The 13,695-nt window shown below is 70.7% G+C and carries 12 protein-coding genes; 9 read left to right on the forward strand and 3 right to left on the reverse strand.

Annotated features, from left to right (window positions below; genetic code table 11):
- Window positions 1-93: 93 nt before the first annotated feature.
- Genes OIE13_RS07840 through OIE13_RS07850 form a run of 3 tightly spaced genes read left to right on the forward strand, consistent with a single transcriptional unit; the run spans window position 94 to window position 2,216 of the window.
- Window positions 94-570 carry an amidohydrolase family protein gene (locus OIE13_RS07840; RefSeq protein ID WP_326830271.1) on the forward strand — a complete coding sequence of 159 codons (477 nt, stop codon included), beginning with the start codon at window positions 94-96 and terminating at the stop codon, window positions 568-570.
- 13 nt (window positions 571-583) lie between these two features.
- Complete coding sequence (locus OIE13_RS07845) at window positions 584-1,060, forward strand: nuclear transport factor 2 family protein (RefSeq protein WP_326641539.1); 477 nt, start codon at window positions 584-586, stop codon at window positions 1,058-1,060.
- A 10-nt stretch (window positions 1,061-1,070) separates the two neighbouring features.
- On the forward strand, window positions 1,071-2,216 hold the full coding sequence (locus OIE13_RS07850) for a magnesium and cobalt transport protein CorA (RefSeq protein WP_326829814.1): 1,146 nt from the start codon (window positions 1,071-1,073) through the stop codon (window positions 2,214-2,216).
- A gap of 81 nt (window positions 2,217-2,297) precedes the next feature.
- On the opposite strand, the gene OIE13_RS07855 is transcribed toward OIE13_RS07850, so the two are convergent.
- Window positions 2,298-4,514: a thiamine pyrophosphate-dependent enzyme gene (locus OIE13_RS07855; RefSeq protein WP_326641535.1), complete on the reverse strand. Its 2,217-nt coding sequence runs from the start codon at window positions 4,512-4,514 to the stop codon at window positions 2,298-2,300.
- Window positions 4,515-4,771: 257 nt separating this feature from the next.
- Here OIE13_RS07855 and OIE13_RS07860 point away from each other — a divergent pair, with 257 nt between their 5' ends.
- The gene (locus OIE13_RS07860) at window positions 4,772-5,641 is read left to right on the forward strand and encodes a universal stress protein (protein ID WP_326641533.1); all 870 of its coding nucleotides are present in this window, start codon (window positions 4,772-4,774) and stop codon (window positions 5,639-5,641) included.
- Between the two features lie 6 nt (window positions 5,642-5,647).
- Here the strand turns inward: OIE13_RS07860 and OIE13_RS07865 are convergent, their stop codons facing one another.
- Window positions 5,648-6,247, reverse strand: a complete 600-nt coding sequence (locus tag OIE13_RS07865; RefSeq protein ID WP_326641531.1) for an SACE_7040 family transcriptional regulator — start codon at window positions 6,245-6,247, stop codon at window positions 5,648-5,650.
- A 92-nt stretch (window positions 6,248-6,339) separates the two neighbouring features.
- On the opposite strand from OIE13_RS07865, the gene OIE13_RS07870 reads away from it, so the two are divergent.
- From OIE13_RS07870 to OIE13_RS07885, 4 genes are read left to right on the forward strand one after another with little or no spacing between them, the layout of a single operon-like run.
- Complete coding sequence (locus OIE13_RS07870) at window positions 6,340-7,908, forward strand: carboxyl transferase domain-containing protein (RefSeq protein ID WP_326641529.1); 1,569 nt, start codon at window positions 6,340-6,342, stop codon at window positions 7,906-7,908.
- A gap of 8 nt (window positions 7,909-7,916) precedes the next feature.
- Complete coding sequence (locus tag OIE13_RS07875; protein ID WP_326829815.1) at window positions 7,917-9,953, forward strand: acetyl/propionyl/methylcrotonyl-CoA carboxylase subunit alpha; 2,037 nt, start codon at window positions 7,917-7,919, stop codon at window positions 9,951-9,953.
- A gap of 52 nt (window positions 9,954-10,005) precedes the next feature.
- Window positions 10,006-10,959 carry a hydroxymethylglutaryl-CoA lyase gene (locus tag OIE13_RS07880; RefSeq protein ID WP_326641525.1) on the forward strand — a complete coding sequence of 318 codons (954 nt, stop codon included), beginning with the start codon at window positions 10,006-10,008 and terminating at the stop codon, window positions 10,957-10,959.
- Window positions 10,960-10,961: 2 nt separating this feature from the next.
- Window positions 10,962-12,119 (forward strand): acyl-CoA dehydrogenase family protein, encoded by a 1,158-nt coding sequence (locus OIE13_RS07885; protein ID WP_442811614.1) that lies wholly within the window; start codon window positions 10,962-10,964, stop codon window positions 12,117-12,119.
- 247 nt (window positions 12,120-12,366) lie between these two features.
- On the opposite strand, the gene OIE13_RS07890 is transcribed toward OIE13_RS07885, so the two are convergent.
- Entirely contained in the window at window positions 12,367-12,870 is a 504-nt protein-coding gene (locus OIE13_RS07890) for a MarR family winged helix-turn-helix transcriptional regulator (RefSeq protein WP_326641521.1), read from the reverse strand.
- A 79-nt stretch (window positions 12,871-12,949) separates the two neighbouring features.
- On the opposite strand from OIE13_RS07890, the gene OIE13_RS07895 reads away from it, so the two are divergent.
- Window positions 12,950-13,372 carry a DoxX family protein gene (locus tag OIE13_RS07895; RefSeq protein ID WP_326641519.1) on the forward strand — a complete coding sequence of 141 codons (423 nt, stop codon included), beginning with the start codon at window positions 12,950-12,952 and terminating at the stop codon, window positions 13,370-13,372.
- The last annotated feature ends 323 nt before the right edge of the window (window positions 13,373-13,695 follow it).

Raw genomic sequence — 13,695 nt, forward strand, 5'->3', positions numbered from 1 at the left:
CGCGGCATGAGAGCAAAGCGTCCCACGACCACCGGTGTGTTGGCGATAAAGTCGGAGTCGTGCAGAACATGATTCCGGCCCAGGCGTGAGGAGATCGACGAGGTGTGGGGGCTGCTGGCCGAGCGGGGCGTCCCCGTCGTCGTCCACGCCAGCTCGATCCCGCTGCCCGGCCGTTGCACGGGGCCGGCGCCGATCGGCGGGTTACTGGAGTACCATCCCACCCTGCCGCTGGTCGTGGCGCACCTCGGCATGCCGGAGTACGACGAGTTCTTCGAACTGGCGGAGACCTTTCCGAACGTGCGGCTCGACACCACGATGACCTTCACCGACTTCGCCGAGCGCGGCATGCCGTTCCCCGCGCGCCTCCGGCCGCGCCTGCGCGACCTCGGGCTGGCCGGCAAGGTCCTGCTCGGCAGTGACTTCCCCAACATCCCCCCCTACGCCCACCAGCTTCACGCGCTGGACAGGCTCGACCTGGGCGACGACTGGCTCCGCGCGGTCTGCTGGGACAACGCGGACAATCTTTTTGACCTTTCCTCGCACTACACTCGGTCGGCAGGACATCTGTGATCGGGAGAAACTCGTGAACGATCGGAACGCCGAGCTCATCAAGGCTTTCTATGACGCCTTCGCACGCCGTGACGCCGACGAGATGGAGCGCTGCTACCACCCCGACGTCACGTTCGGCGACCCCGTCTTCCAGGACCTCGAAGGGCGCGACAAGGTCATGGGAATGTGGCGGATGCTGCTCGGCCGCAGTACCGACCTCGGGGTGAAGGTCCGCGACATCGCCACCCGCCCGCACGAGGGCACCGCGCACTGGACCGCGAGTTACACCTTCGGTAGGACGGGCAGGAAGGTCGTCAACGAAATCGACGCTCTCTTCCGTTTCGAGGACGGACTGATCGTTCGCCACCACGACGACTTCGACCTGTGGCGCTGGTCCAGGATGGCCATGGGCCTGCCGACCGGGATCGTCCTCGGCTGGACCCCGATGCTCAGGGCCAAGATCCGTAACACGGCGAGGCAGTCGCTGCGAGAGTTCATGACCACCCGATAAGGAGACACGTGTGACCGACCGGCGAGTGCGGGGCCTGCGGAGCCTGATGCGTGGGCGTCCCGGTGCCGGCCGGGAATCCCCCGAGCGTTCGATGGACCCCAGATCCGTCGGCGAGGGGCAGCCGGTCCCACCTCGCTCGCGCGTCATCGACAACGCGATCTACGTCAACGGGCACCGCGCGGCCACCCCCGAGTCGCTTCCCGATGCCTTCGAGTACCTGAAGAACACCCCGGGCAGCATGGCCTGGATCGGCTTCTACCGGCCGGAGGACAGCTTCATCCTCGATGTCGCCGAGAAGTTCGACCTGCACGAGCTGGCGGTCGAGGACGCCATCGTCGCCCACCAGCGGCCCAAGGCCGACCGCTACGGCGACACCCTGTTCGTGGTGCTCCGCCCCGCCAGGTATCTCGACGAGGCCGAGGAGGTCGACTTCGGCGAGCTGCACGTCTTCGTCGGCCAGAACTTCGTGATCACCGTACGGCACAGCGAGGCCCCCGACCTGTCCCAGGTCCGCCGCAGGATGCAGCACGATCCCGACCTGCTCGGCCAGGGCCCGCAGGCGGTGCTCTACGCCATCCTCGACGCGGTGGTGGACGGCTACGCTCCCGTGGTCGCCGGTCTGCAGAACGACATCGACGAGATCGAGGTGCAGGTCTTCGGCAACGAGCCCGGGGTCTCCCGCCGCATCTACGAGCTGTCGCGAGAGGTGATCGAGTTCCAGCGGGCCACCCAGCCGCTGCTTGGCATGATCGAGGGTTTCATCGCGGGGGCCGCCAAGTACGGGGTGGATGAGGAACTGCAGAGATACCTGCGGGACGTGGCCGACCACGCGATCACCGTCGCGGAGCGGGTCGGCGGCTTCCGCCAGATGCTCCACGACATCCTCGTGGTCAACTCGACCATGGTCGCCCAGGCCCAGAACGAGCACATGACCAGGCTCACCGAGGCGAGCAACGCCCAGAACGAGGAGGTCAAGAAGATCTCCGCCTGGGCCGCCATCTTGTTCGCCCCCACCCTCGTCGGCACCATCTACGGCATGAACTTCGACGTGATGCCCGAGATCCACTGGACCTGGGGCTACCCCTTCGCGGTCCTTCTGATGGCGGGCGTCTGTCTCACCCTGTATCTGGTGTTCAAGCGCCGCGACTGGCTCTGAGCCGGCCGGGCCCGAACCCGACGGGCTCCGGAGCCTGCGGGGGGAGGGGTGTCAGCCGAGCTTGGCCGGGATCCGGAGGAATCAGCCGAGTAGTTTGCGGGCGGCCGCCTCGATCTCGGCCTCCGACAGCAGCACGTGCCTGGACGCCTCGCCCAGCGGGATGAAGCTGTCAAAGGAGGTCACCCGGGCGATCCTGCCGGTGAAACCCGCGTCGAGCAGTTCGGTGACGATGCCCTCCGAGACCCCCCCGGTACGGCGGGTCTCGTCGGCGATCAGCACCTTTCCGGTCAGCTCGGCGGCCCGCATCAGATCCTCCACCGGCAGGGGGGAGAGCCAGCGCAGGTCGAGCACCCGGCAGCCGTGGCCCTCGGCGGTGAGCCTGACCGCGGCGCGCAGGCTCATCCGCAGGCCGTTGCCGAAGGTCACGATCGTCAGGTCGCGGCCGTCGCCGTAGCTGCGGGCACGCCCGATCGGGATGTGCGTCTCCGCCCAGCGGGCCGGGGGCGCGTACGGGGAGAGCCAGCCGTTGTCGCCCTCCTGGAACATGTCGCGGGTGCTGTAGAGCGCGATGGGCTCAAGGAAGACGCAGACGCTGCCGTCGGTGCGGGCGGCGGCCAGGCAGGTACGCAGCATCGAGGCGGCGTCGTCGGGGCGTGCGGGGGAGGCCACGACCAGGCCGGGGATGTCGCGCAGCGCGGCGACGGAGTTGTCGTTGTGGAAGTGGCCGCCGAAGCCCTTCTGGTAGGCGTAGGAGGCGACGCGCAGCACCATCGGGTTGCGGAAGGCGCCCCGGGAGAAGAACTGGAGCGTCGCGGCCTCGCCGCGGATCTGGTCCAGGGCGTTGTGCAGGTAGGCCAGATACTGGATCTCGGGCACCGGCAGCAGGCCGGAGACCCCTGAGCCGAGCGCCAGGCCGAGCACCGCCTGCTCGTCGAGGTGGGTGTCGAAGACCCGGCCGAGGCCGAAGCGTTTCTGCAGGCCGCGCGTGACGCCGTAGACACCGCCCTTGCGCGCCACGTCCTCGCCGAAGACCAGCACGTCGGGGTGGGTGGCCAGGGAGTCGGTGAGAGTGCGGTTGATGGCCTGGGAGAGGGTCAGCGGGCCCTCCTGCTCGGGGAGCCTGCCGCCGAAGGCCCTTGCCCTGGTCTCGGGGGCGGCTGCCTTCGCGCCGGCCGCGGCGACGGCCGCGGGGGTGCGCGGGGCCAGTGGTTCGACGATGTCGAGGGCGGAGACCAGCCGGGGCCGCCGTGAACTCTCCATCGCCATCTTGAACAGGTGCTCGCGCGTCGTCTCATACCGGAGCAGCAGCTCGTCGGGGGTGATCAGACCGGCTTCGACGAGCAGTCTGGCGGTCGCCACGAGCGGGTCGCGCGCGAGGTCGGCGTCGATCTCCCGTTTGGTCCGGTAGGAAAGCTCCACGTCCGAGCCCGCGTGGCCCATCAGCCGGACGGTGCCGACACGCAGCAGGGCCGGGGCGCGGTTCACGCGGACGTGGTCGGCGGCGGCCGACGCCACGTCGTGGACGTCGGCCAGGTCGCAGCCGTCGGCCTCGAAGTACCTCAACAGCGGGTGGTGGGCGGCCTTGACCCAGCCGTCGGGGGTGCGCACGCTGATGCCCAGGCCGTTGTCCTCGCAGACGAACAGGATCGGCAGCGCCAGCTTCTGGTAGGAGCCGTAGGCGGCGGTGTTGAGCCCCGACAGGGCGCTGGCGTGGTTCGTCGAGGCGTCGCCGAAGCTGCACATCGCGATCGCGTCGGCCGGCCATGGTCCAGGCAGGCCGAGCTGGCGGGCGCGCTCGATGGCGAAGGCCACACCCACCGCGCGTGGCAGGTGGCTGGCGATCGTGGAGGTTTGCGGGATCACCGCCAGGTCGGGATGGCCGAAGACCTTGTGCCGCCCACCGGCCATCGGTTCCTCGGCCGCGGCGGTCAGGCCGAGCAGCACGTCGCGCATCCCCTCCTCGGGCAGCCGTCCCGCCATCGCCGACCGGGTCAGGTAGAAGGCGCCGGACCGGTAGTGCGGGAGGACGGGGTCGGTGACGCGCAGCGCGGCGGCGATCGCGGCGTTGCCCTCGTGCCCGGCCGAGCCGATGGTGTAGAAGCCCAGCCCCTGCTCGCGGAGCCAGCGGGCGGTGACGTCCAGCAGCCTGCTGCCGAGCTGGAACTCGAACAGTTCGCGGCAGCGGGCCCCGGTCAGGGTCGTGCCCTCCCGTATGGGCAGGCCGGGATCGCGCGGCGCCCCGGGGGAGAGGGCGGCCACGGCCTCGGTGAAGTGGGTCTCAACAGTGTCGCGCGCCACAGCCCGATTATGTCCCCATCGACGGACGCCGTCCTCAACCTTGACATCTTTGGTGCGGCCGGGGCGCGGAACGGCCCCATTCGACAGTCGTCCATGACAGGTTGTCGGGGTTTGTCGCCGATCATCGGAAACGGCGGTCAAGGAGGAATCTTTGCCGGTGCGAGCCGGAAAACGAGGAAAGACTTGTGAAGGGCCGCCTTTCCGGGGGTGAGGATCAGTGAAGTATGGAAGGTGAGCGACGCGGGAGGGGAGCCGCAATGCCGGTACGGGACGACGAGCGGCCGGTGGTCGTCGGATACGACGACTCCACGGAGAGCAGGCGGGCACTGCGGTGGGCCCTTGTGGAGGCCCGCCTCAGGTTTCTCCCGCTGCTGCTGTGTCACGCCTGGCAGTGGCCCTACCCGATGCTCTCCGTCACCTCCGAGACCACGGCGGTCCTCCGGCGGATGGGTTCGCACGTCCTGGAAACGGGGCTGGCCCTGGCACACGACCTGGCCCCCCGCGTGCAGGTGCGCGGTCAGCTGGTGGAGGGGTCGTCGGCGGCGGCCCTGGTGGGCGTGTCGAGTACGGCCGAGTTGATCGCGATCGGTCCGCGCGGCTCCGGCGGCTTCGACGAGCTGAAGATCGGCTCGACAACGGTCCAGGTCGCCTCGCACGCCCGCTGCCCGGTGGCCGTCGTCAGGCAGCCGGGCCACCTGCGCACCGGCCGTGTCGCGATCGCCGTGGAGGAGGCGCACCTGGACTCGGCGGAGCTCGGTCTGGCCTTCGAGGAGGCGAGTCTGCGCAGGGCGACGCTGCTGGTGATCTGCCTCTGCCCTGAGGGCACCGGCGACACCCGGCGGGTGGCGGTCCACCTCAACACCAACGTCGCACTGTGGGAGGAGAGGTATCCGCAGCTGGAGGTGGAGACCCTGATCGAGACGGGATCCCACGCCGAGGTGCTCCGCCACGCGGCCGACCGCTCGGATCTGCTGGTGGTGTCCGACAGGGAGCGCGACGACCCGCCCGGCCTCGCCATCGGCCCGGCCTGCCAGATGCTGCTGCGCGAGGCGCCGTGCACGGTCATGGTGAACCCCTCGCAGGCCTGGCTCGTGTCCCCGCGCAAGGGTGCCCACGTCGCGAGTTAGTGGTTGCTAACTTTTGGGTGCGGCCAGCGCCGCGCGGGCCATGCCACGCAGCAGTTCGGCCATCACCGGGGGCGGCAGTTCGCCCGCGCTGTGCGGTGTGGAGTTGAGCAGCCCGAAGACGGCGTGGGTCGCGGCGCGCAGTTCGGTCTGGGGGCGGCCCGGGTAGATCTCGCTCAGCACGGTGACCCACTCCTCGACGTACAGCCTCTGCAACCTGCGGATCCGCCGCCGGGCGGGCTCGGGCACGTTGTCCAGTTCCCTGTCGTGCACGGTGATCAGCGCCGGGTGGTTCAGCGCGAACTCGATCTGGCAGCCGAGCAGAGCGTTCAGGGCCTGCTCGGCGTCGGCAGCCTCGGTCACACGGTGGGTGCCCGAGGTGTGCAGGTGCTCGCTGACGTCCAGCAGCATCTCGGAGAGCAGTGCCTCCTTGCCGCTGAAATGCCGGTAGAGGGCCGGACCCGAGGTGCCGACCGCGCCGCCGATGTCCTCGATCGAGACGCCGTGGAAGCCGCGCGCCGCGAACAGTTCCGCCGCGGCGTCCAGGATCTCCGCGCGCCGCGAGCCGCGATTGCGGGTACGGGTCTGGGCAGTCGTCACCTCTCGCATGGTAGACGGTAGCGTTAATAATGACTAACATCTGCGGTGGAGTTAGTGACCGTTAACCCAGCGGCGACGGAGCCGTACAGAGGAGGGCCCGCATGAGTGGCTGGCCGGTGCTGCGAAGCGCCTGCGACCCGGGCGGCGAGGGATTCGGGCGCAACGCCGAGGTCAACGAGCGCCTGGTCGCCGAGCTCGGAGAACGCGTAGCCGCCGCGAGGCTGGGAGGCCCGGAGAAATCGCGCGCCAGGCACGTCTCCCGGGGCAAGCTGCTGCCCCGCGACCGCGTCGACTCCCTCCTCGACCCCGGCTCGCGGTTCCTGGAGCTCTCCCAGCTGGCGGCAGGAGGGATGTACGGGGACGAGGCACCCGCCGCCGGGATCATCACCGGGGTGGGCCGCGTCTCCGGCCGCGAATGCGTGGTCGTCGCCAACGACGCCACGGTCAAGGGCGGCACCTACTACCCGATCACCGTCAAGAAGCACCTGCGGGCCCAGGAGGTCGCCCTCCACAACAACCTGCCGTGCGTCTACCTCGTCGACTCCGGGGGCGCGTTCCTGCCCAGGCAGGACGAGGTCTTCCCGGACCGTGAGCACTTCGGCCGGATCTTCTACAACCAGGCCACCATGTCGGCGCGCGGCATCCCGCAGATCGCCGCGGTCCTCGGCTCCTGCACGGCCGGCGGCGCGTACGTCCCGGCGATGAGCGACGAGGCGGTGATCGTCCGTAACCAGGGCACGATCTTCCTCGGTGGCCCGCCGCTGGTGAAGGCGGCCACCGGGGAGGAGGTCAGCGCCGAGGACCTGGGCGGCGGCGACCTGCACGCCCGGGTCAGCGGCGTCACCGACCACCTCGCCGACGACGACCGCCACGCGCTGAGGATCGTCCGCGACATCGTCTCCACCCTCGCACCGCGCACGCCCTCCCCTTGGGAACGCCTGCCGTCGGAGGAGCCGGTCTGCGACCCCCGCGACCTGTACGGCATCGTCCCCGCCGACACCCGCACCCCGTACGACGTCCGTGAGATCATCGCCCGCGTCGTCGACGGCAGCAGGTTCGGCGAGTTCAAGGCCGAGTACGGCAGCACGCTCGTCACCGGATTCGCCCGCATCCACGGCCACCCCGTCGGGATCGTCGCCAACAACGGCATCCTGTTCGGCGAATCGGCGCTCAAGGGCGCCCACTTCATCGAGTTGTGCGACCGGCGCAACACCCCGCTGGTCTTCCTGCAGAACATCAGCGGGTTCATGGTCGGCAGGGCGTACGAGGCGGGCGGCATCGCCAAGCACGGCGCGAAGATGGTCACCGCCGTCGCCTGCGCCCGGGTGCCCAAGTTCACCGTGGTCGTCGGCGGCTCGTTCGGGGCCGGCAACTACGCGATGGCCGGGCGTGCCTACTCGCCCCGGTTCCTGTGGATGTGGCCGGGAGCCCGGATCTCGGTGATGGGCGGCGAGCAGGCCGCCAACGTCCTGTCCACGGTCGGCAACGCCGACCCCGACGCCATCCGCAGGCAGTACGAGGAGCAGGGCAACCCCTACTACTCCACGGCCCGCCTCTGGGACGACGGGGTCATCGACCCCCTCGACACCCGAACCGTCCTGGGCCTGGCCCTGTCAGCCTCGGCCAACGCCCCCCTCGACCCCGTCGGCTACGGCGTCTTCCGGATGTGATCGCACCCATGACCCACCCATCAGCACCCCGCCGGATGTTCGACACCGTCCTCGTCGCCAACCGCGGCGAGATCGCCCTGCGGATCACCCGCACGCTCAGGAGGCTGGGCATCCGTTCCGTGGCCGTGCACAGCGACGCCGACGCCGGGGCGCGGCATGTCCGCGAGGCCGATGTCGCGGTGCGACTCGCCGGCGGCTACCTCGACGTCGACGGCATCCTCGCCGCCGCCGCGGCGACCGGCGCCCAGGCCGTGCACCCCGGCTACGGCTTCCTCGCGGAGAACGCCGCCTTCGCCAGGCGCTGCGCCGAGGCCGGGCTCGTCTTCGTCGGCCCGCCGCCGGAGGCCGTCGAGGCCATGGGCGACAAGATCCGCGCCAAGGCCGCCGTCTCCGCGGCCGGCGTCCCCGTCGTCCCCGGCGGAGCCGAGCCGGGAGACGACCTGGCCGAGGCCGCCGAGCGGGTCGGCCTCCCCGCGCTGATCAAGCCCTCGGCAGGCGGTGGGGGCAAGGGCATGGTGCTCGTGCGCTCCGCGGCGGAGCTGCCGGAGGCACTGGCGTCCGCCCGCCGCACCGCCGCCGCCGCCTTCGGCGACGCGACCCTGCTGATCGAGCGGTTCGTGGAGAACCCCCGGCACATCGAGATCCAGGTGATGGCCGACGCCCACGGCGGCGTCATCCATCTGGGCGAGCGCGAGTGCAGCCTCCAGCGCCGCCACCAGAAGATCGTCGAGGAGGCTCCTTCCCCGCTCCTCGACGCCGCGACCAGGGCCGCCATGGGCGCCGCGGCGGTCGAGGCCGCCAGGTCCGTCGGCTACACCGGCGCCGGCACCGTCGAGTTCATCGTCCAGGGATCCACCGGCGACTACTACTTCATGGAGATGAACACCCGCCTGCAGGTCGAGCACCCCGTCACCGAGCTGGTCACCGGCCTGGACCTGGTCGAGCTCCAGCTCAGGGTCGCCGCCGGCGAGCCCCTCCCGCTCACCCAGGAGCAGGTGCGGCTCGACGGCCACGCCGTCGAGGCCCGCGTCTACGCGGAAGATCCCTTCCGGGGCTTCCTGCCGACCGGCGGCCGGGTCCTCGCGCTGCGCGAACCGCCCGGCGTGCGGGTCGACTCCGGCCTGCTGGCCGGGGGCGTGGTCGGCAGCGACTACGACCCGATGCTGTCGAAGGTGATCGCCTGGGGGCCGGACCGGGCGAGCGCCCTGCGTCGGCTCGACGGGGCGCTCGCGGCCACGGCCGTGCTCGGGGTGCCCACCAACATCGCCTTCCTGCGAGCCTTGATCGGCCACCCCGCGGTGGTCGCGGGAGACCTTGACACCGGCCTCGTCGAGCGCCACCTCGACGAGCTGGTCGCCCGCGAGGGCGTCCCCGACGACGTCCTGGCCGCCGCGGCCCTGGTCCTGCACCACGAGCACGTCCCCGCGGGGCCCGCCGACCCGTGGGACGTCCCCGACGGCTGGCGGCTGGGCGAGGCGGCGTGGACCGTCTACCGGCTGGAGAGCCGCGACGGCGTCCGCGAGCTCAGGGTGCGCGGCCTGCCCGCCTCCGGTGCCGAGGTCTTGCTCTCCGCCGACCTCTCCGCCGACGTCTCCGGCGACGTCTCCGGCGACGGCGCAGGTGCCGGCGCCGGGACAGTACGGGCGCTGCTGGCCGACGAGGGCGAGGACCTGCTCGTCACCCTCGGTGAGACCACGAGGCGCTACGCCGTCGCCAGGGACGGCGACACGGTATGGCTCGGCCACGACGGCGACGCCTGGGCGTTCACCCGCCGCCACCTGGGCGACCCCGGTGACAGGGCGGGCGCGGGCGGGCCGGGGGACGGCCTGGTCCGCAGCCCGATGCCGGGCACCGTCCTGGTGGTGAAGGTGGCCCCCGGTGACCGGGTCACCGAGGGGCAGCCGCTGCTCATCGTGGAGGCGATGAAGATGGAGCACACGGTGACCGCGCCGATCGACGGGGTCGTCGCCGAGCTGCGGGTCCGGACGGGCCAGGCGGTCGGCATGGACGCCGTACTGGCCGTGGTCGGCGGGGAGGAGCCGTGATGCGCGTCGTACCGGGACGCCTGAGGGCCGAGACGGGGAAGGGCGAGGGAGCATGATGCGCGAGCCGCAGCGGATCGGGGCGGCGGGGCTGCCCGAGCGGGTCACGATCTACGAGGTCGGGCCGCGCGACGGGCTGCAGAACGAGGCGGCGGTGGTCCCCGTCCGGGTCAAGGCCGAGTTCATCGCCCGGCTGGCCGCCGCGGGACACCGGGTGATCGAGGCCACCAGCTTCGTGCACCCCAAATGGGTGCCCCAGCTCGCCGACGCCGCAGAGCTGCTGGCGGGCATGGAGCGGGTCCCCGGTGTGCGATACCCGGTGCTCGTGCCCAACGAGCGCGGCCTGGACCGCGCGCTGGAACACGGAGTCCAGGAGATCGCCGTCTTCGCGAGCGCCACCGAGACGTTCGCGGGCAGGAACCTCAACCGGACGCTGGAGTCGCAGTTCGACATGTTCGAGCCGGTGGTCGCGCGGGCGCTGGCGCACGGACTGAAGGTCAGGGCGTACGTGTCGATGTGCTTCGGCGACCCGTGGGAGGGCCCGACGACGATCGCCCAGGTCGTCTCCGTCGGGCGCAGGCTGCTCGACCTGGGCTGCTTCGAGCTGTCGCTCGGCGACACCATCGGTGTCGGCACTCCGGGCCACGTCGCCGCGCTGATCGAGGCCTTCGGCGACCCCTCCCGGCTCGCGGTTCACTTCCACGACACCTACGGCCAGGCCCTGGCCAACACCCTCACCGCGCTGCGGGAGGGCGTGACCGTGATCGACGCCTCCACCGGAGGCATCGGTGGCTGCCCGTACGCCGAGAGCGCCACCGGCAACCTCGCCACCGAGGACCTGGTCTGGATGCTGCACGGTCTCGGCGTCGAGACCGGTCTCGATCTTCCGTCGCTGGTGGAGACCAGCACCTGGCTGGCCGACAGGCTCGGCCGCCCCAGCCCGTCGCGGGTCGTCCAGGCACTGGCCGGGAGCCTGTCCCGCACCACCGTAGAGAACGTCGAGGAGTGACCATGCCCAAGCTGACCGACGAGTACGAGGAGCTACGCAAGACCGTCGAGGCGTTCGCCCGCGACGTGGTGGCCCCGGTGATCGGCGACCTCTACGAGCGCGAGGAGTTCCCCTACGACATCGTGCGGCAGATGGGCGCGATGGGCCTGTTCGGGCTGCCGATCCCCGAGGAGTACGGCGGCATGGGCGGCGACTACTTCGCGCTCTGCCTGGCCCTGGAGGAGCTGGCCAGGGTCGACTCCAGCGTGTCGATCACCGTCGAGGCCGCGGTGTCGCTGGGCGCGATGCCGATCTACCGGTTCGGCACGGCGGAGCAGCGCGCCGAGTGGCTGCCCAGGCTGACGTCGGGCGAGATGCTGGGCGCCTTCGGCCTCACCGAGCCGGGCGGCGGCTCCGACGTGCCGGGCGGCATGAGCACCACCGCCGTGCTGGACGGCGACGAATGGGTGATCAACGGTACGAAGGCGTTCATCACCAACTCCGGCACCGACATCACCGGCGTCATCGGCGTGGCCGCGATCACCGGCGAGCAGGCCGGGGGCAAGAAGGAGATCTCCACGATCCTGGTGCCGGCCGGAACCCCGGGCCTCACCGTCGCCAAGAAGTACTCCAAGGTGGGCTGGAACTGCTCCGACACCCGCGGGCTCTCCTTCGACGACTGCAGGGTTCCGGCACGGAACCTGCTCGGCGAGCGCGGGCGCGGCTACGCGCAGTTCCTGCAGACCCTCGACGAGGGCCGCGTTGCCATCGCCGCCCTCTCCACCGGCCTGGCCCAGGGCTGCGTGGACGAGTCGCTGCGCTACGTCCGCGAGCGCCAGGCGTTCGGCCACCCCATCGGCCACTACCAGGCCATCCAGTTCAAGATCGCCGATATGGAGGTCCGCACCCACACCGCCCGCCTGGCCTACTACCACGCCGCGGAGAAGATGCTCGCGGGGGAGCCGTTCAAGAAGGAGGCGGCCATCGCCAAGCTCGTCGCCGGCGACGCCGCCATGGACAACGCCCGCGACGCCACCCAGATCTTCGGCGGCTACGGGTTCATGAACGAATACCCGGTCGGCCGCTTCTACCGCGACGCCAAGATCCTGGAGATCGGCGAGGGCACCAGCGAGGTCCAGCGCATGCTCATCGCCCGCCAGTTGGGACTCGGAGACCTCTGAGTCGTCGAGAGGGCGGCGGTCCCGGCCGCGTGAGCGGGCGCAGGGCCGCTCGGCGATCGACGCGTTCCTCTGGATCAAGCTGCCGGGCGAGGCGGACGGCTGCACCGCCGTCTGACCCGGTGGTGCGGCCCTGATCCGGTACGGCTCGCACGGTATGCCCCCCGTGCGAGCCGTACTGGATTCTCGCGTCTTCCCCGCGGTTCCGTGGCCGAAAGCGAGAACCGGGGTCCTGGGCCAGAGCTGCGCGTTAACCTGTGCTTTTGCCCGGCGCGGAGACGCGGAGCGGGCCGGCCGGCGCCGCCTCCATGGCCGCGGTGGCCTTCGTCATGATCTGCCGCATGATTTCGACCTCCTCGGGGCTGAGCCGGTCGATCAGGAAGGCGCGCACGACGGCCAGATGCCTCGGGGCGGTCCGCTTCAGGCAGCGCAGGCCCTCCTCGGTGAGTACGGCGAGCACGCCCCGCTCATCCGAGGGGCAGGTCGCCCGTGTGACGAGTCCCCGCCTCTCCAGCTGCCCGATCTGGTAGGTGAGGCCGCTTTTGGAAAAGATCAGCCGGCGGGCGAGTTTGGTCATCCGCATCTGCCGGTCGGGGCTCATGGAGAGTTTCACCAGGATCTCGTACTGGGCGTGGGTCAGATCTGAGTCGGCTTTCAGCTGATCCTCGATGCGGCGCTCCAGCAGATGCGTCGCGGACAGGTAGGCCACCCACATGGCCATCTCGCTCTCGCTGAGCCATCTCGTGTCGCTCACCGGCACATCTTATGGCTTGTTCGAATTTGAACCAACTGTTAGGGTTTGGTTCAAATTCGAATGACAGTGAGGAGTCATCGTGATTGACCAAGTACGCCCCTACGCCCTGCTGCTGGCGCGGATCGGCATCGGTGTGGTCTTCCTGGTCCACGGGCTGCAGAAGTTCATGACCATGGGGTTAGCCCAGACCACGGCCTTCTTCGACTCGCTGGGCATCCCGCTGGCGAGCGTCGCGGCTCCGGCGGTCGCCGTCCTCGAAGTCGTCGGCGGCATCGCGCTCATCCTGGGCGCGGCCCTGCCGGTCTTCGGCACTCTCCTCGTGCTCGACATGCTCGGCGCGATCGTCTTCGCCCACGCCGCGGCCGGCTTCTCGGTGAGCGAGGGCGGCTACGAGTTCGTCCTCGCCCTCGCCGCCGGCACCCTGGCCATCGCCTTCAGCGGTGGTGGTGCCCTCGCCGTTGACGGTCTCAGGCAGGGGCGCCGCCGTCCGGTGGCGGTCTAGGCACGGCCCTCTGGATCCTCTGCCCGCCGTGACCGGTCAGGCGGCCTCGCCGTGTTGCCGCCGGTCACCGTGGCCCGCCGGGACTCCCTCCGCCGCCTCGCGAGGCTCCGGTCTGACCGGTCCTCGCCACGGCAGGCTCCGGTCTGACCGGTCCTCGCCACGGCAGGCTCCGGTCTGACCGGTCCTCGCCACGGCAGGCTCCGGTCTGACCGGTCCTCGCCACGGCAGGCTCCGGTCTGACCGGTCCTCGCCACGGCAGGCTCCGGTCTGACCGGTCCTCGCCACGGCAGGCTCCGGTCTGACCGGTCCTCGCCACGGCAGGC

Origin of the sequence: Streptosporangium sp. NBC_01810 (assembly GCF_035917355.1) — a bacterium.
Taxonomy (GTDB): domain Bacteria; phylum Actinomycetota; class Actinomycetes; order Streptosporangiales; family Streptosporangiaceae; genus Streptosporangium.